The 16,521-nt window shown below is 71.3% G+C and carries 15 protein-coding genes; 8 read left to right on the top strand and 7 right to left on the bottom strand.

Annotation, left to right across the window (positions count from 1 at the left end):
• Positions 1-38: 38 nt before the first annotated feature.
• The 6 genes from QWJ38_RS08770 (at position 39) to QWJ38_RS08745 (ending at position 7,911) form a co-directional block, all read left to right on the top strand.
• Positions 39-1,016, top strand: a complete 978-nt coding sequence (locus QWJ38_RS08770) for an NADPH:quinone oxidoreductase family protein (RefSeq protein ID WP_290358670.1) — start codon at positions 39-41, stop codon at positions 1,014-1,016.
• A gap of 123 nt (positions 1,017-1,139) precedes the next feature.
• Positions 1,140-1,883: a LuxR C-terminal-related transcriptional regulator gene (locus QWJ38_RS08765; protein ID WP_290358669.1), complete on the top strand. Its 744-nt coding sequence runs from the start codon at positions 1,140-1,142 to the stop codon at positions 1,881-1,883.
• Positions 1,884-1,938: 55 nt separating this feature from the next.
• Positions 1,939-3,501: a phospholipase D family protein gene (locus tag QWJ38_RS08760; RefSeq protein ID WP_290358668.1), complete on the top strand. Its 1,563-nt coding sequence runs from the start codon at positions 1,939-1,941 to the stop codon at positions 3,499-3,501.
• Positions 3,502-3,576: 75 nt separating this feature from the next.
• On the top strand, positions 3,577-4,995 hold the full coding sequence (hemN, locus tag QWJ38_RS08755; RefSeq protein ID WP_290358667.1) for an oxygen-independent coproporphyrinogen III oxidase: 1,419 nt from the start codon (positions 3,577-3,579) through the stop codon (positions 4,993-4,995).
• Positions 4,996-5,067: 72 nt separating this feature from the next.
• Complete coding sequence (locus tag QWJ38_RS08750) at positions 5,068-5,826, top strand: winged helix-turn-helix domain-containing protein (RefSeq protein ID WP_290358666.1); 759 nt, start codon at positions 5,068-5,070, stop codon at positions 5,824-5,826.
• A gap of 6 nt (positions 5,827-5,832) precedes the next feature.
• Positions 5,833-7,911 carry a PAS domain S-box protein gene (locus QWJ38_RS08745; protein WP_290358665.1) on the top strand — a complete coding sequence of 693 codons (2,079 nt, stop codon included), beginning with the start codon at positions 5,833-5,835 and terminating at the stop codon, positions 7,909-7,911.
• Positions 7,912-7,926: 15 nt separating this feature from the next.
• Here QWJ38_RS08745 and QWJ38_RS08740 read toward each other — a convergent pair whose 3' ends face one another.
• Positions 7,927-8,706: a Crp/Fnr family transcriptional regulator gene (locus QWJ38_RS08740; protein WP_290358664.1), complete on the bottom strand. Its 780-nt coding sequence runs from the start codon at positions 8,704-8,706 to the stop codon at positions 7,927-7,929.
• 195 nt (positions 8,707-8,901) lie between these two features.
• Between QWJ38_RS08740 and QWJ38_RS08735 the strand changes: the two genes are divergently transcribed.
• A complete protein-coding gene (locus QWJ38_RS08735; RefSeq protein WP_290358663.1) occupies positions 8,902-9,378 on the top strand; it encodes a Rossmann-fold NAD(P)-binding domain-containing protein in 477 nt (158 codons plus the stop codon).
• Between the two features lie 6 nt (positions 9,379-9,384).
• Here the strand turns inward: QWJ38_RS08735 and QWJ38_RS08730 are convergent, their stop codons facing one another.
• From QWJ38_RS08730 to QWJ38_RS08715, 4 genes are all read right to left on the bottom strand, one after another.
• Entirely contained in the window at positions 9,385-9,711 is a 327-nt protein-coding gene (locus QWJ38_RS08730) for a copper-binding protein (protein WP_290358662.1), read from the bottom strand.
• Between the two features lie 14 nt (positions 9,712-9,725).
• Positions 9,726-11,108, bottom strand: coding sequence for a multicopper oxidase family protein (locus QWJ38_RS08725; protein ID WP_290358661.1), 1,383 nt, complete (start codon positions 11,106-11,108; stop codon positions 9,726-9,728).
• A 13-nt stretch (positions 11,109-11,121) separates the two neighbouring features.
• A complete protein-coding gene (locus tag QWJ38_RS08720; protein ID WP_290358660.1) occupies positions 11,122-12,537 on the bottom strand; it encodes a TolC family protein in 1,416 nt (471 codons plus the stop codon).
• A gap of 107 nt (positions 12,538-12,644) precedes the next feature.
• Positions 12,645-13,010, bottom strand: a complete 366-nt coding sequence (locus QWJ38_RS08715; RefSeq protein ID WP_290358659.1) for a hypothetical protein — start codon at positions 13,008-13,010, stop codon at positions 12,645-12,647.
• A gap of 136 nt (positions 13,011-13,146) precedes the next feature.
• Here QWJ38_RS08715 and QWJ38_RS08710 point away from each other — a divergent pair, with 136 nt between their 5' ends.
• A complete protein-coding gene (locus tag QWJ38_RS08710) occupies positions 13,147-15,399 on the top strand; it encodes a heavy metal translocating P-type ATPase (protein ID WP_434063955.1) in 2,253 nt (750 codons plus the stop codon).
• A gap of 56 nt (positions 15,400-15,455) precedes the next feature.
• Here QWJ38_RS08710 and QWJ38_RS08705 read toward each other — a convergent pair whose 3' ends face one another.
• Positions 15,456-15,719 (bottom strand): hypothetical protein, encoded by a 264-nt coding sequence (locus tag QWJ38_RS08705; RefSeq protein WP_290358658.1) that lies wholly within the window; start codon positions 15,717-15,719, stop codon positions 15,456-15,458.
• 78 nt (positions 15,720-15,797) lie between these two features.
• Positions 15,798-16,502, bottom strand: coding sequence for a hypothetical protein (locus tag QWJ38_RS08700; protein ID WP_290358657.1), 705 nt, complete (start codon positions 16,500-16,502; stop codon positions 15,798-15,800).
• Between the last annotated feature and the right edge of the window lie 19 nt (positions 16,503-16,521).

Genomic DNA, 16,521 nt, shown 5'->3' with positions numbered 1-16,521 from the left:
CCCTGCCTATCATGCGGCCGACTTTTGAAGGGACTGCTATGAATGCTTGGCTTTGCGAAAACCCGGTGGGCGTCGAGGCCCTGGTCTGGAAGGAGCTGCCGACGCCGGAACCGGCCGCCGGCCAGGTCCGCGTCGCGATCAAGGCGGCCAGCCTGAACTTCCCCGATCTGCTGATCATCCAGAACAAGTACCAAATGAAGCCGCCGCTGCCCTTCGTGCCGGGCACCGAGTTCGCCGGCGTCGTCGAGGCGGTCGGCGAGGGCGTCAAGGGCCTCAAGGCCGGCGATGCGGTGGCCGCCTTCGCCGGCACCGGCGGCTTTGGCAGCCATGCCTGCATCCCGGCCGCGCTGGCGATGCCGCTGCCGCCCGGCTTTGCCTTCGAGGACGCGGCCGCCTTCATCTGCACCTATGCCACCAGCCACCACGCGCTGCTCGACCGCGCGGCGCTGCAGCCGGGCGAGACGGTGCTGATCCTCGGCGCGGCCGGCGGCGTCGGCACGGCGGCGATCCAGATCGCCAAGGCGGCGGGCGCGAAGGTGATCGCCGCCGCCTCCTCGGACGAGAAATGCGCGCGCTGCCGCGAGATCGGCGCCGATGCGACGATCAATTACGCCAGCGGCAATCTGCGCGAGGAGTTGAAGACGCTGACCGAGGGCAAGGGCCCCGACGTGATCTACGACCCGGTCGGCGGCGATCTGGCCGAGCCGGCCTTCCGCTCGATCGCCTGGCGCGGCCGCTATCTGGTCGTCGGTTTCGCCCAGGGTGAGATCCCGGCGCTGCCGCTGAACCTGGCGCTCTTGAAGGGCGCCTCGCTGGTCGGCGTGTTCTGGGGCGAGTTCGCGCGCCGCGAGCCGCGCCGCAATGCGGAGATGCTGGGCCAGTTGGCGCAGTGGTACGGCCAGGGCAAGATCAAGCCGGTGCTGGATCAGGTGCTGCCGCTCGCGCAGCTGCCGCAGGCCTTCGCCCGCATGGCCAGCCGCCAGGTCGTCGGCAAGGTCGTCCTCACAAACCCTTAGTCGGGCTTGGCCGGGCGGCCGCCCGCTGCGGCAGCGCTGCGACAGCGATGACAGGCTGTAACCGGGGCTGCGCAGAAGCGCGCGGATGTGCGCTACGATGCGTTCGAAGCGGGATCCCACACCATGGCCGTCAAAGTACTGATCATCGAAGACAACCCGGTTGCGAGAAGCTTTCTGTGCCGAGTCGTGCGCGAGAGCTTCAGCGATGCCCTGGAGATCACCGAGGTCGGTGACCTCGACGGCGCCCGCCGCCAGGTCGCCAAGCTGGCCGATCTGGGGCCCGATGCCGGCTTCAAGCTGATCCTGGTCGATCTGGAACTGCCCGATGGCAACGGCATGGAGTTCCTGGCCGAACTGGCCGGCTCGACGGCGATGAAAATCGTCACCACCCTCTACTCCGACGACGACCACCTGTTTCCGGCCCTGCAATGCGGGGCCGATGGTTATCTGCTGAAGGAAGATCGCTTCGAGGTGCTGGTCGAGGAGCTGCAGCGCATCGTGCGCGGCCAGCCGCCGCTGTCGCCGGCGATCGCGCGCCGCCTGCTCTCGCATTTCCGCCCCGGCTCGACCGGCGACAGCGGGCCGATGCCGCTGCATTCGGGCTTCGGCGCCTTGTCGACCACCGCCCAATTCGCCACCGGACGCGGCGTGGTGCTCGACCCCCCGCCCGAATGGGAGCGGCTGACGCCGCGCGAGAACGAGGTGCTGACCTATCTCAGCAAGGGTTTCACGATCAAGGAGATCGCGAACCTGATGGGCATCAAGTGGTTCACCGTCAACGACCACATCAAGTCCATCTACAAGAAGCTCAATGTGTCGAGCCGCGCCGAGGCCGCCGTGCTTGCCAGCAAGCAGGGGCTGGTCTGAGCGACCGCCTCCGGTCGCCGCAGCGCCGCGCCCGCTGAGCGCGAGGGCCGCCCCGATGCGCCGCCCCTGCCTTGATCTGATCTTCACCTGGCTCGCCGCACTGCTGCTGGCCGGCTGCGCCAGCCTGCCGCCGCTGGACGGCCGCGCCGAGAGCCATGCGCTGGGCGACACCGGCCAGACGCGGCTGGGCCGCGCGATCGCCCCGGGCATCGCGGCCCATCCGGGCCAGAGCGGCATCCATGCGCTGGCCGAGCCGCACGACGCCTTTGCCGCGCGCGTGCTGCTGGCCGCCAGCGCCGATCGCTCGCTGGACGTGCAGTACTACATCTGGCACCGCGACCAGACCGGCGAGCTGCTGTTCGAGGCGCTGTGGCAGGCGGCCGAGCGCGGCGTGCGCGTGCGCCTGCTGCTCGACGACGCCAACACCGGGGGCATCGATCCGACCATCGCGGCGCTGGACGCGCATCCGAACATCGAGGTGCGGCTCTACAACCCCTTCGCGCAGCGCTCGCTGCGTCTGCTGAACTTCGTCAGCGACTTCTCGCGCGTCAACCGGCGCATGCACAACAAGTCCTTCACCGCCGACAACCAGGCCAGCATCGTCGGCGGCCGCAATATCGGCAACGAGTACTTCGGCGCCGGCCAGCAGACCGAGTTCGCCGACCTCGACGTGCTGGCCGTCGGTGCCGCCGTGCCGGCGATCTCCCGGCAGTTCGACGACTACTGGAACAGCGCCTCGGCCTATCCCGCCGCCAGCCTGCTCGGCTCGCCCGGCGAGGGCGCGGCCGAAGGCCTGCGCGCCGAGTTCGCCGCGGCCCGCGCCGATCCGGAATCGACCCGCTATCTCGAGGCGCTGCGCTCGACCCGGCTGGTGCAGGACCTGCTCGGCGAGCGCCTGCCGCTCGAATGGACACGCGCCCAGCTGGTCTACGACGATCCGGCCAAGACGCTGGCCCAGACGCCGCAGCGCGAGGAGCTGCTGCTGCCGGCGCTGCTGGCGACGATCGGCCATCCGCAGACCGAGCTGGATCTGGTCTCGCCCTACTTCGTGCCGGGCAAGCCGGGCACCGAGAGCCTGGTCGCGCTGGCCGGCCGCGGCGTGCGCCTGCGCATCCTGACCAACTCGCTGGCTGCCTCCGATGTCGGCGCCGTCCACGCCGGCTATGCCAAATGGCGCGAGCCGCTGCTGCGCGCCGGCGTCCAGCTCTACGAGTTCAAGCCGACGCAGCTGAACGGCAAGAAAGGCGACAAGGGCAGCAGCGCGGCCAAGGACAGCCACGGCTCCTCGGCCGCCCTGCATGCCAAGACCTTCGCCGTCGACCGCCAGCGCATCTTCGTCGGCTCCTTCAACTTCGACCCGCGCTCGGCACTGCTGAACACCGAGATGGGCCTGGTGATCGACAGCCCCGGCATGGCGCAGCGCTTGTCCGGCCTGTTCGACCAGGAGTTGCGGCGGATCGCCTACACGGTGCGCCTGGCCGGCGAGGGCGATGCGCTCGTCTGGACCGAGGCCGGGCCCGAGGGCGAGCAGCAGTTCAGCGTCGAGCCCGAAACCGGCTGGCTGCGCCGCGTGGGCATCCAGTTCCTGTCCATCCTGCCGATCGACTGGCTGCTCTGAATCTAGGCTGAAGCCGGCGGCGCGGCACTTGATCCAGAGCAAGGCGCCGCGGCGCCGGCGGCCTCACCATAGGCCATGCTTGCTCCGACACCGAACGGCCGGCCGCCCGGAGCGCCGCCGCTGACGCCCGAACTGCTGCGCCGCTTCGACACGCCCGGCCCGCGCTACACCTCCTACCCGACGGCCGACCGCTTCGCCGCCGGCTTCGGCGCGGCCGAGGCGGGCCAGGCCCTGTCGATGGCCGGCGGCGGCAGCGCGCCGCTGTCGCTGTACCTGCACATCCCCTTTTGCGAATCGGTCTGCTACTACTGTGCCTGCAACAAGATCATCACCAAGCATCACGAGCGCGCCGCCGACTACCTGGCTGCGCTGGAGCGCGAGCTCGAACTGGTGCTGGCGCGGCTCGGCGGCGGCCGGCCGGTCTCGCAGCTGCACTTTGGCGGCGGCTCGCCGACCTTTCTGTCCGACGCCGAGCTGACGCGGCTGATGGGCCGCCTGGCCGCGGCCTTTCGCTTCACCGCCGATTCGGAGGTCTCGATCGAGGTCGATCCGCGCACGGTGACGCCGGCGCGGCTGGCGCACTTCCGCGCGCTGGGCTTCAACCGCCTGAGCTTCGGCGTGCAGGATTTCGATGCCGAGGTGCAGCGCGCGGTCCATCGCGTGCAGTCCTTCGACAGCGTGCGCGAGCTGATGCAGGCGGCGCGGGAGCTCGGCTACCGCTCGATCAACGCCGATCTGATCTACGGCCTGCCCAGGCAGACGGCCGAGAGCTTCGCGCGCACGATCGCGCAGATCGGCCAGCTGCGGCCGGACCGCATCGCGCTCTACGCCTATGCCCATCTGCCCGAGCGCTTCAAGCCGCAGCGCCGCATCGCCGACGCCGACCTGCCCCGCCCGGCCGATCGCATCGCCATGCTCGGCGATGCGATCGGCGGCTTCCTGGCGCGCGGCTACCGCTATATCGGCATGGACCATTTCGCGCTGCCCGAGGACGCGCTGGCGATCGCCAAGCAGGAAGGCCGGCTGCAGCGCAACTTCCAGGGCTACAGCACGCAGCCTGACTGCGATCTGGTGGCGCTGGGCGTGTCGGCGATCGGCCGCATCGGCGCCGCCTACTACCAGAACGCCAAGACCCTGCCCGAGTACTACGCGGCGCTGAACGCCGGCCAGCTGCCGGTCGAGCGCGGCCATGCGCTCGATGACGACGACCGGCTGCGCCGCGAGCTGATCATGGCGCTGATGTGCCAGGGCCGGCTCGAGTTCGCCGCGATCGAGGCGCGGCATGCGCTGCGCTTCCACGACTATTTCGCGCCCGAGCTCGAGCGGCTGCGCGCAATGGCGGCGGCCGGCCTGCTGGAGATCGACGCGGCCGGCGTGCAGCTGACGGCCGCCGGCTGGTTCCTGGTGCGCGCGATCGCGATGGTCTTCGATCGCCATCTGCAGCAGGCGGCCCAGCGGCAGCAGCAAGCGACCCGCTTCTCGCGCGTGCTCTGAACCGGGCCTGACCACCGGGGCCTGCCGCGCTGATCCTGCCCCGGCATAGGCCTGTCCGATGTCAGAATGCGGATGACGCATCAACCGCCCGCCGCGCCCGCCGTGAGTTCGCTTGCCCATATCGCCATCCTCGACGACGAGGTCGACATCACCGCCCTGCTCGCCCACTATCTGCAGGGCCATGGCTACCGCACGACGCAGCTGCACAGCGGCGCGGCGCTGCTGGAGCTGATGGCGCGCGACACGCCGGCGCTGGTGCTGCTCGATCTGGGCCTGCCGGGCGAGGACGGCTTCGGCCTGGCGCGGCAGCTGCGCGAGCATTGGAACTGCGGCCTGGTCATCGTCACCGGCCGCGGCGACGCGATCGACAAGGTGGTCGGCCTGGAGGTCGGCGCGGACGACTACGTGACCAAGCCCTTCGATCTGCGCGAATTGCTGGCGCGCTGCAAGGCGGTGCTGCGCCGCGCCGCGGCCAAGCCGGAGGCAGCGCCGACGCCGCGCGCCGAGGCACCCAGCGCGCGCCTGCGCTTCGAGCAATGGCAGCTGGACACGCAGGCGCGCCGCCTGCTCGGCGCGCAGGGCGAGGTGGCGCTGACCACCGGCGAGTTCGAGCTGTTGCTGACCTTCGCGCGCCACGCGGGCCGGGTGCTGTCGCGCGACTTCCTGCTGGAGCAGACGCGCGGCCGCGAGGCCGGGCCCTACGACCGCACGATCGATGTGCAGGTCGGCCGCCTGCGCAAGAAGATCGAGATCGACGCCGAGCAGCCGCAGCTGATCAAGTCGGTGCGCGGCGCCGGCTATATCTTCGTGCCGCCGGTCAGCACCGGCTGAAGCGGCATGCCGGCCCCCACCCCATCGCCGGCGACGGCCGGCCTGGACGAACAGGCGATCTTCCGCTCGCTGCACGCCGCTTATCCGGACGCGCTGCTGGTCGTCGACGCGGCCGGTGCCATCGTGCTGGCCAACCAGGCGGCCGAGGCCCTGCTCGGCTACACCGGCCTGGAGCTGGTCGGCATGAGCGTCGACCAGCTGCTGCCCGACGCGATCCGCTCGCGCCATGCGGCCTACCGCAAGAGCTATGACGCGGCGCCGCGCGCGCGGCCCATGGGCACGCAGAGCGATCTGGTGGCGCGGCGCAAGGACGGCAGCGAGGTGATGGTCGAGATCGCGCTGAGCCCGCTGCAAGGCCATGGCCTGCCGCTGGTGGTCGCGGCGATCCGCGATATCGGCGCCTATCCGCGCGTGCGCCAGGCCTTGCGCCGCGCCCGCTATGCGGAGCTGTTGGCCTTGGTGGGCCGCGACGCGGTGGACTCGCGCGACCCGCAGGTGCTGCTGCAGCGCGCGCCGGCCATCGCCGTCGAGGCGCTCGAGGCGGCGGCGGCCAGCGTCTGGCTGCTGCGGGACGGCCGCCAGCAGCTGCGCCCGGCCGCCAGCGCCGGCGATCTGCCCGGCATCGACGGCGTGGCCAGCGCCGATCGGGCCGCTGCCTTTGCCGGCCAGGTGCTGGCCGAAGGGCATCCTATCGTCGTCGCCGACCTGGACGAGGCGCAGCGCTTCGACATCCCGGCCGCCTACCGGGCCGCCGGCCTGCGCAGCGGCCTGGGCGTGCCGGTGTTCGACCGCGGCCGGCCGATCGGCGCGATCTGGGCCTTTGCGACGACGCCGGGGCGCTTCGGCGAGGACGAGACGCGCTTTCTGCAATCGCTGTCCAACCTGCTCGCCTCCAGCCTGCAGCGCGCCCAGTCCGAGGAGGCGCTGAACCATTCGCAGCGCCTGGAGAGCGTCGGCCAGCTGACCGGCGGCATCGCGCACGACTTCAACAATCTGCTGACCGTGATCCAGGGCAATCTGCAGGTGCTGGAGGAAACCCCCGGCCATGCCGACCCGCAATCGCAGGCCCTGCTGGCGGCGGCGCTGCGCGCGGCGCGGCGCGGCGCCGAGCTGACCGGCAAGCTGCTGGCCTTCTCGCGTCGGCAGGTGCTGAACCCCTCCGAGGTCGATGCCGGCGCGCTGCTGGAATCGCTGGCCGATCTGCTGCGCCGCACGCTGGACCAGCGCATCGCGATCGAAGTCCACGCCGAGGGCCGTTTCGCGCTGCGCGCCGATGCCGGCCAGCTCGAATCGGCGCTGCTCAACATCGCCATCAATGCACGCGATGCGATGCCCGAGGGCGGCCGCCTGCGCTTCAGCGCCGAGGTCCTGCCCGCATTACCCGAGGCGCTGCGCGGCGAACTGGACCAGGACGCGGCGGCCGAGGTCCCCTTCGTGGCGATCAGCGTCGCGGACAGCGGCACCGGCATGTCCGACGCGGTCAAGGAACGCGCCTTCGAGCCCTTCTTCACCACCAAGGACAGCGGCCGCGGCACCGGCCTGGGCTTGAGCACCGTCTACGGCTTCGCGCGCCAGTCCAAGGGCAGCGTCGCGCTGAGCAGCGCGCCGGGCCAGGGCACGACGGTGACGCTGTACATCCCCAGCGCCCGCGGGGCTGGCGTGGCGGCGACGCCGCGCGAGGAGGCGGCGGCCGCGGCGGCGATCCCGGCCGGCCTGTCGGTGCTGCTGGTCGAAGACGATGCCGAGGTGCGCGCGGTCGTGTGCGCCTATCTGGATGCGCTGCAATGCCGCACCACCGCCTTTCGCAGTGCCGAGGAGGCGCTGCCGGCGCTGGGGCCGGAGGCACGCTTCGACCTGCTGCTCAGCGATATCTCGCTGGGCGCCGGCATGCGCGGCACCGAGTTCGCGGCCATCGTCCAGCAGCGCCTGCCGGCCATTGCCGTGCTCCTGATGTCGGGCTTCTCGGCCGATCTGCTCGATGCCGACCGCGCGGCGCCGCCGTCCTGGGAACTGCTGCCCAAGCCCTATGGCCGCGACGAGCTGCGTGGCGCGATCGCGCGGGCGCTGGCGCTGCGCCCGCAGTAGCCTTGGGCGCAGCCCTTACTGCAGGCTGGCCTGCGGCAGCAGCGAGCGCTGCACGAAGGCGCTCAAGGCCTCGACATCGGGAATCTCGACCTCGCGCCGGCACTTGGCCGCAAAGCCGATCACCCGGGCGCGCGCCAGCTTGGACAGCGCACGGCTGACCGATTCCAGGGTCAGGCCCAGGTAGTTGCCGATCTCGGCGCGGGTCATGCGCAGGGTGATCTGGTCGGTGCGCATGCCGCGCTTGGCCAGCGATTCGGCCCAGTAGCGCAGGAAGTCGGCGACCCGCGCATCGGCCGGCAGCGTGCAGACCGAGAGCAGCGAATCGCGCTCGCCGGCGATGTCGCGGCTCATCGCCTCGTGCAGCGCGTTCAGGAGCTGGCGCTCCTTCAGGCAGGCCTCCAGCAAGGCCTCGTAGGGAATCGCCCAGACCTCGCCGGTGTCCATCGCGATCGCGTCGCTGCCGTAGCGGCCGGCGGCGATGCCGTCCAGGCCGAGCCAGTCGCCGCGGAACTTCAGCGCGACGACCTGCTCGCGGCCGTCCGGCATCAGGCTGACGATCTTGTAGATGCCCGAGTTGACGATGTAGAGGCAGCCGAACTCGCGGCCCGCCTGGTAGATGCGGTCGCCGGTGTGGACGACGCGCCGCTGCACGGCCAGCTTCTCGGCCAGCAGCTTCAGGGTGGCGGCGATGCGGCGGCTGAACTGCTGCGGCGCATCCGGCGCCTGTGCGATGGCAGGCGCTTCGATCCAGCCGCTGCGTGGCGCGGGCGTGGGGGCGATGGTGCTGGCATACATGGTGGCTTCCTCCGGGCTGTCTCGTGTTGGAAGCCATCGTCGGCGCCGGCTGCAAGCGACGATGCAATGCTCGGCGACGTTGCGTAACAGCGGGTGAACCCTCGGTAACACCGAAGTGGCAGGCGCCGCCTTGACGCCGATCAAGTCCCGGACCCGGGCGCTCGCTAAGCTCGCGCCAAGGATTTTTCGACCCTGATGGACATTGCCCTCCAGCCCTTCGGACGCCCGCTCGCCCCGGCCGCCCTGCTGGCCCGCGCCGAGGCGCTGGCCGCACGGCAGCCGGCGCTGGCCGGCGCGTTGAAGGGCAAGAACATCGGCCTGGTCAGCGCCGCCGCCGATTCGCGCGAGGCGCGGCTGTTCAGCGCCGCCGCCGCCGGGCTGGGCGCCAAGGTCGCCCATGTGCGCGCCGCGCTGTCCGAGAGCAGCCCGGCGCCGGCGGTCGCCGAGACCGCCCGCCTGCTGGGCCGGCTCTACGACGCGATCGAATGCCAGGGCATGTCCGAGGCGCTGCTGCAGCTGATCCGCCGCGAGGCCGGCATCCCGGTCTTCGACGGCATCGCCGGCGCGCAGCATTGGTCGGCCGCCCTGACCGCAAGCCTGGACCCGGCCCTGCCCGAGGAGCGGCGGCGCATGCTGCTGATCCAGGCGCAGTTGCTGGAGGCGGCCATCTAAAAGCCCTCAGGGAGCCGCTTCGATCGCCGTCACCGTGACCGCGCCGGCTATGCGCTCGGCGGCGAAGCGGACCCGGTCGCCCTCCTTCAAGCCGTCCAGCAGCTTCGGCTCGGCAAGCCGGAACACCATGGTCATGCCGTCCATATCGAGGTTCTCGATGCGGCCGTGGCGCAGGGTCAGCTTGCCCTGCGCGCGGTCGATCTTGCGGACCTCGCCCTCGGCCATCGGCCGCGTGGCGGACTGAGAGGCAGCGCTCGCACGCGGGGACTGGGCGGCCGCCGTGCCGAGCAGCGTCAGTGCGAGCAGGCCGGCGATACAAGTTCTTGTCATCATGATGGTCAATTCCTTCAGTGGCCGGAGTGGTCCTTGTGGCCGCCCGGCTTGCGCACCTGCAGCGCGGGGCCCTGGACCGCAGCAGCGGCGGCGCGCGGCGGCTCGGGCAGATCGGCCGTGTATTCGGAGGCCAGCGTGCCGGCCGGATGGGCGTACCAGCCCGGGTCGGCATAGTCGCCGGGGCGGATGTCGTCGCGCACCTTGACGACGCTGAACATGCCGCCCATGCCGATCGCGCCGAAGGGCCCCTGGCCGGTCATCATCGGCAAGGTGTTGGCCGGCAGCGGCATTTCCATCTCGGTCATCTCGTGCATGCCGCGCTCGCCCATGGCCATGTAGTCCGGCACCAGATCGGCGATCTTGCGCGCCAGGTCGCGCTGCTCGACGCCTATCATCGTCGGCAGGCCATGGCCCATCGCGTTCATCGTGTGGTGCGATTTGTGACAGTGGATGGCCCAGTCGCCGGCCAGCGCGTCGAACTCGATCGCGCGCATCTGGCCGACGCCGATATCGCTCGTCACCTCGGGCCAGCGCGCGCTCTTGGGCACCCAGCCGCCATCGGTGCCCGTCACCTCGAAATGCGGGCCGTGCATATGGATCGGGTGGTTGGTCATGGTCAGATTGCCGATCCGGATGCGCACCCGCTCGCCGCTGCGCGCGACCAGCGGCGCGATGCCGGGGAAGGCGCGGCTGTTCCAGGTCCAGAGGTTGAAGTCCAGCATGGTGTTGACGCGCGGCGTCGCGCTGCCGGGCTCGATGTCGTAGGCATTCAGGATGAAGCCGTAGTCGCGGTCGACCTTGAACTGCCGGCGGTCCTTCGGATGCACGATGAACAGGCCCATCATGCCCATCGCCATCTGCACCATCTCGTCCGCATGCGGGTGGTACATGAAGGTGCCGGGCCGCTGCAGCTGGAACTCGTACACAAAGGTCTTGCCGACGCCGATCGGCGGCTGGGTCAGGCCGGTGACGCCGTCCATGCCCGAGGGCACGCGCAGGCCGTGCCAGTGCACGCTGGTGACCTCGGGCAGCTTGTTGCTGACGAAGATGCGAATGCGGTCGCCCTCCACCGCCTCGATCGTCGGCCCCGGGCTGCTGCCGTTATAGCCCCACAGCCGCGCCTGCATGCCCGGCGCGATCTCGCGCAACACCGGCTCGGCGACCAAATGGAATTCCTTCACCCCGTTCTTGGTGCGCCAGGGCAAGGACCAGCCGTTCAAGGTCACCAGCGGCTGGAAGGGGCGGCCGTCCGGTGGCGCCGGCGGCGGCAGGGTCTCGGCCGAGCTGCGCAGCGGCGCCTCGGGCAGCAGCGCGGCGCCGGCCCGGCCGACGGCCGCGGCGCCGATCAGGCTGGCGCCGGCGGTCTTGAAAAAGCTTCTGCGATTGCTTGTCGTCATGTTTCCTGCATCCTCAATGCGCGGCCGCGGGGCCGGTGGCGATCGCCGCCGGGGCCGGGCCGGCGCCCGACGCTGCGCGGCCGGCCAGGGTCGCCTGCAACTCGGTCTCGGCGATCCAGAAGTCACGTTGCGCCTCCACGGCCCCGACGACGCCGGCGATCTGCTCGCGCGCATCGGCCAGCAGATCGAAGACGCTGGCCAGCATGCCGTTGTAGCGCAGCAGGTTTTCCTCCGAGATGCGCTTGCGCAGCGGCACGATCTCGTCGCGGTACTGCCGCGCCAGCTCATAGGCGCTGCGGTAGGCCGCATGGGCCTCGCGCGTCTCCGAGCCGGCCCGCGCCGCGACGGCGGCGGTGCGGTGCAGCGACTGCATGTAGACCGCCTCGGCGCGCGCCAGCCGCGCGCTGCCGAAATCGAACAGCGGCAGCTCGAGTTCGACCTGGTAGCCATTGCTGCGGGCGGCCCCGCTCTCGCTCTTGTTCTGGTAGCCCAGCTGCAGCACGTTGATGAAGCGGGTCGCCTTTGTCAGGCCCAGCGCCTGCGCGGTCGCCTCGGTCGAGCGCCGCGCCATCAGCAGGTCCAGGCGCCGGTCCAGCGCCGCCTGCTCGGTCGCCTGCGGTGCGGCCGGCGCCGCCGGCAGCTCGGGCAGGCGCTCGGGCAGCGTGAAGCCGAGCTGCACCTCGCTCAGGCCCAGCGCCCGCACCAGCCGCTCGCGCGCGGCCAGCGCGCGCTGCTGTGCGCGGGCCAGGTTCAGCGTCGCGTCGGCGTGGAAGGCCTGCTCGCGCAGCTGGGCCAGCGCATTGAAATTGCCGGCCGCCTGCATGCGCCGAGCCAGCTCGCTGGAGGCCCCGGCGGCCTGCTGGACCTGGCCGTAGTAGCCGAGCAGCTGCTGCGCGGCCAGCGCCTCGAAAAAGGCCTTGCGCGCCTCGGTGGCGACGCCGACCGTCTCGTAGGCGGCCTGCAGCTGCGCCTGCTGCAGGCGCTGCTGGCCCAGCTCGGTGGCCAGCGGCAGGGTGAACAGGCCCAGCACGTCGAACAGCAGTGCGCGCTCGATCTCGACGCCGCCGGATCCGGTGAGCCGGCCGAAGCTGAGGGTCGGATTGGCCGGCCGCGCGGCGCGCACCAGATCGGCCTCGGCAATGCCCAGCTCCGCATAGGCGGCCTGCAGCTCGCGCTGGTTCAGCAGCGCGATCTCCACCGCGCCGTCGGCGCTCAGCGGGCGGGCCAGCAGCTCGGCCACGCGCGTGCCGGCGGCCACACCTTGCTCGGCCGTGCGCTGGTAAGTGGGCGTGTGGCCGATGCGCTCGCGGCTGAGCCGCTCGACCGCCTCGAAGCCGCCGTCCGGCGAGAAGCTCGCGCAGCCGGCGAGCAGGAAGGTGACCGCGGCGACCGGGGCGGCCGCGCTGATTCTGAATGGATGGATTTTCACGGGTGCAACCACGCTTGCGGAGCGCCCGGGCGGACGCCCGGGCATCGCCTCATGCGCCACGCAGGCGCACGAGTCCCTGTCGGCCTGTGCGAGCAGGCCTGGCGGGGTCAGATCGTTCGGGGTGGGCGTTCCTGCCCGTCGGACAGGAAGCTGGGCGCCTTGGCGAGCGGCTCGGCAAAGCGCGCCGTGCTGGCCAGCAGCGGCGGCGCCAGCTGCAGGCCGGCCGTCGGCATCGACGTCATCGAGCAGAAGGCCGCGCACAGCGGACAGGGCTCGCCCTGGGCGGATGCATCGTCCTGCGCCCGATCGGCGGCCGGCATCTCCTCGCAGTGATGAACGGCCGCCTGCGCCGGCGCCGTCGTCTCGACCGGCAGCGGCTGGCAGGGCATCGCGGCCGCAATCACGCCGCGGATCGGCAGCAGCACGATCAGCAGCAGCAGGAGCAGCAGGCGATGGACTTTGCGGATCATCATCTCGGCGGGCAGCTTAGCAGATGGCCCGGCGCGGGCTCGCTCCGGTCGGGTCTTGCGGCAGCTGCAGAGCACCGTTGTCGCCGCGACCACGGCCGGCTTGACTCTGGAGCCACTCCAGGGTTTCAAATGCCGGCTGATGAACAGAAATGCCCTTCCCCCCATAGCCGGCCAAGCCGCCGCGCCCACCGGCGGCTGCTGCGCGCACGAGCATGAGCACGAGCACGATCCCCACGCCAAGCAGCAGGCGCCGGCCCGGCCCCCCACCCGCGAGGCCGGCGATCCGCTGCCGCTGCTGCTGCACATCCCGGCCATGGACTGCGCGGTCGAGGAAGGCCAGATCCGCCGCGCGCTGGAGCGCTTTGCCAGCGTGCGGCGCCTGCGCTTCGATCTGGCCGGCCGGACCTTGGGCATCGACGCGCCGGTGCAGAGCTGGGACGAGATCGCCGCGGCGATCGCGGCGGCCGGCTTCGAGGCGCAGCGCATCGCCGCGAGGCCGCCGGCCGAGGACCGGGCGCGCGCCCGCCGAGCCGAGCTGTGGCGCCTGCTTGCCGCGCTGGCCGTCGCGCTGGGCGCCGAACTGATCCACTTCCTCGCGCCGCCGCTGCTGGCCTGGCAGCTGCTGGGCATGGCCGTGGCCGCCGGCGCGATCGCGCTGTCGGGCCTGGCGGTGTTCCGCAAGGGCCTGAGCGCGCTGCGGCGCGGGCAGCTGAACATCAATGCGCTGATGAGCGTGGCCGTCAGCGGCGCCTTCCTGATCGGCCAGTGGCCGGAGGCGGCAATGGTGATGGCGCTGTATGCGCTGGCCGAGCTGATCGAGGCGCGCTCGGTCGAGCGGGCGCGCGATGCGATCGCCGGACTGCTGGCGCTGTCGCCGCCGCAGGCCGAGCTGCGCCTGGCCGACGGGTCCTGGGCCTTGCGCGAGGCCGGCACGATTGCCGTCGGCAGCCGGGTGCGCGTCAAGCCGGGCGAACGCTTCGCGCTCGACGGCCGCGTCAGCGCCGGCCGCGGCGCCGTCGACCAGTCGCCGGTCACCGGCGAAAGCCTGCCGGTCGACAAGCAGCCCGGCGACGAGGTCTATGCCGGCAGCATCAACCAGAGCGGCGCGCTCGAGTTCGAGGTCACGCGGCCGGCCTCGGACAGCGTGCTGGCCCGCCTCATCCAGGCGGTCGAGGAGGCGCAGAGCCGGCGCGCGCCGACGCAGCGCTTCGTCGACCGCTTCGCCGCCATCTACACGCCGGCCGTGTTCGTGCTGGCGCTGGGCGTGGCATTGGGCATGCCCTTGCTGGTCGGCTGGGCCTGGTCGCAGGCCGTCTACAAGGCGCTGGTGCTGCTGGTGATCGCCTGCCCCTGCGCGCTGGTGATCTCGACACCGGTGACCATCGTCAGCGGCCTGGCCGCCGCCGCCCGGCGCGGCATCCTGATCAAGGGGGGCGTCCATCTGGAACAGGCGCGCCGGCTGCGGCTGATCGCGCTGGACAAGACCGGCACCCTGACCGAAGGCCGGCCCAAGCTGGTGGCCCAGCAGTTGCTGAGCAGCGCGCAGCCGCCGGACTGGATCCTCGGCCGCGCGCAGAGCCTGGCTTCGCGCTCGGATCACCCGGTCTCGAAGGCGCTGGCGGCCGGGCTGGCCGCGGCGCTGCTGCCGGTCGAGGACTTGGTGGCCGAGCCGGGCCGCGGCCTGCGTGGCCGCATCGCCGGCGGCGAATTCCTGCTCGCCAACCATCGCTGGCTGCAAGAACGCGGCCTGTGCACGCCGACTGTGGCGGCGCTGCTGCAGGCACAGGAGGCGCAGGGCCGGACCGTCTCGGTGCTGGCCGATGCAAGCGGGCCGCTGGCGCTGTTTGCCGTCGCCGACAGCGCGCGCGCCAGCAGCGCCGCCGCGCTGGCCGAGCTGCGCGCGCTGGGCATGGCGACGGCCATGCTCAGCGGCGACAACGAGGCCACCGCCCGCGCGATCGCCGCGCCGCTGGGCATAGCCCGGGTCCATGCCGGCCTGCTGCCGCAGGACAAGCAGGACTTGGTGGCGCGCTGGAGCGCGGCCGGGCCGGTCGGCATGGTCGGCGACGGCGTCAACGACGCGCCCAGCCTGGCCGCCGCGAGCCTGGGCTTCTCGCTGGGCGGCGCCAGCACCGACACCGCCAAGGAAACGGCCGATGTGCTGATCATGGACGACGATCTGCGCAAGCTGCCCGAGACGATCCGGCTGTCCCGGCGCACGCATGCGATCCTGCTGCAGAACATCGCGCTGGCGCTGGGCATCAAGGCGCTGTTCTTCGTGCTGGCCGTGTTCGGCAACGCCTCGATGTGGATGGCCGTCTTTGCCGATATGGGCGCCAGCCTGCTGGTCGTCTTCAACGGCCTGCGCCTGCTGCGCGGCGTGCGCCGCTGAACCGGGCGGCAAGCGGCGCGCAGCAAGAAGCGAGGTCGATGCTTGCGCCGGGAGGCTCAGCGCTGCTTGCGCGGCGGACTTTTGCCGCGATGTGCCTTGGACCAGTCGTAGTCCGACCCGTCCGGCAGCTTGCGGGCCTTGATCTCATCCACGCCGGCCGATCCCACGCTCCCGGCCAGTTCGGTCGAGATGGTGATGTGGCGCAAGCCCTGCCGCCGCTTTAGCTCGGCATGCGCCAAGGCATCGAGCAGTTGCCCGTCCTCGAAGGACTGCATGGCGGCCGTGTCGCCGGCATCGATCCAGAAGACGACGATGCTCATCGCTGCATGACGGATTTGAGATTCGGCATGCCTCGATTGTGACGTCTGTGGACGCCCTCCCGGCAGGGCGCGAACCGCTCAGGCCTTGGTGCTTTCCACGGTCAGCACCCGCATGCCGAGCGAGCGCCCCGCGGGCCGATCGAGCACCTGCACCGTGGTCTGGCGGGGCGTGAAGTCCTCCGGCAGACGCATCGAGCCGCTGATGATCTCGTGGTCTTCGACGGCCAGGTTCACCGGCTCCATCGTCAGGGTGGTCGGCTTGCCGGTGCTGGATGTGCCGGCGACGGCGACCATCATCACGCCGGCGAGCGGCTTGGAGGCCTGGCGGCGCGTGAGCACGATTTCGTAGTCCAGGCTTCCGCGGCGCGCCAGGAAGCGGCCGGCGCGTATTTCGACCGCATTCTGCGCCGCGCGCGGATCCGGGGGCAGCGTCGCCAGCAGCACCGTCAGGTCGGCCCGGGCCTGTCGGGCCGCGTTCTGCGCAGCGCTCAGCGCGGCATCGCGTCGCTGTGTCTCGGCGCTGATCTTCTCGACCTGCCGTTGCAAGCTGTCACGCTCCTGCTGCAGGCGCGTGCGATCTGCGTCAGCTTTGGCGAAGGACTCACGGATGACATGCGATTCGGCGGCGCTCAGCCGCGGTGGCAATAGCTTCTGCTCGACCGCGATGACGGCGGCGATGCCGAGCGCGAAGCCCAGCAGCAAGAGCAGCAGCCAGACGGGCAGCTTGCGCTTGCGGCGCCCGCGGTAAGGGTCGAAGGTGACGGCTTTGCGTGATCCAAACATCGGCCTAGCCTAAACAACT

Origin of the sequence: Roseateles violae (assembly GCF_030410485.1) — a bacterium.
Classification (GTDB): domain Bacteria; phylum Pseudomonadota; class Gammaproteobacteria; order Burkholderiales; family Burkholderiaceae_C; genus Roseateles_D; species Roseateles_D violae.
Note: the sequence above shows the minus strand (reverse complement) of the source record. Positions and strands in the feature narration are given on the sequence as shown.

Excerpts from the sequence above, each read along its gene's own strand:
- QWJ38_RS08770 (WP_290358670.1), top strand. The coding sequence starts at position 39 with ATGAATGCTTGGCTTTGCGAAAACCCGGTGGGCGTCGAGGCCCTGGTC.
- QWJ38_RS08765 (WP_290358669.1), top strand. The coding sequence starts at position 1,140 with ATGGCCGTCAAAGTACTGATCATCGAAGACAACCCGGTTGCGAGAAGC.
- QWJ38_RS08760 (WP_290358668.1), top strand. The coding sequence starts at position 1,939 with ATGCGCCGCCCCTGCCTTGATCTGATCTTCACCTGGCTCGCCGCACTG.
- hemN (WP_290358667.1), top strand. The coding sequence starts at position 3,577 with ATGCTTGCTCCGACACCGAACGGCCGGCCGCCCGGAGCGCCGCCGCTG.
- QWJ38_RS08750 (WP_290358666.1), top strand. The coding sequence starts at position 5,068 with ATGACGCATCAACCGCCCGCCGCGCCCGCCGTGAGTTCGCTTGCCCAT.
- QWJ38_RS08745 (WP_290358665.1), top strand. The coding sequence starts at position 5,833 with ATGCCGGCCCCCACCCCATCGCCGGCGACGGCCGGCCTGGACGAACAG.
- QWJ38_RS08740 (WP_290358664.1), bottom strand. The coding sequence starts at position 8,706 with ATGTATGCCAGCACCATCGCCCCCACGCCCGCGCCACGCAGCGGCTGG.
- QWJ38_RS08735 (WP_290358663.1), top strand. The coding sequence starts at position 8,902 with ATGGACATTGCCCTCCAGCCCTTCGGACGCCCGCTCGCCCCGGCCGCC.
- QWJ38_RS08730 (WP_290358662.1), bottom strand. The coding sequence starts at position 9,711 with ATGATGACAAGAACTTGTATCGCCGGCCTGCTCGCACTGACGCTGCTC.
- QWJ38_RS08725 (WP_290358661.1), bottom strand. The coding sequence starts at position 11,108 with ATGACGACAAGCAATCGCAGAAGCTTTTTCAAGACCGCCGGCGCCAGC.
- QWJ38_RS08715 (WP_290358659.1), bottom strand. The coding sequence starts at position 13,010 with ATGATGATCCGCAAAGTCCATCGCCTGCTGCTCCTGCTGCTGCTGATC.
- QWJ38_RS08710 (WP_434063955.1), top strand. The coding sequence starts at position 13,147 with ATGAACAGAAATGCCCTTCCCCCCATAGCCGGCCAAGCCGCCGCGCCC.
- QWJ38_RS08705 (WP_290358658.1), bottom strand. The coding sequence starts at position 15,719 with ATGAGCATCGTCGTCTTCTGGATCGATGCCGGCGACACGGCCGCCATG.
- QWJ38_RS08700 (WP_290358657.1), bottom strand. The coding sequence starts at position 16,502 with ATGTTTGGATCACGCAAAGCCGTCACCTTCGACCCTTACCGCGGGCGC.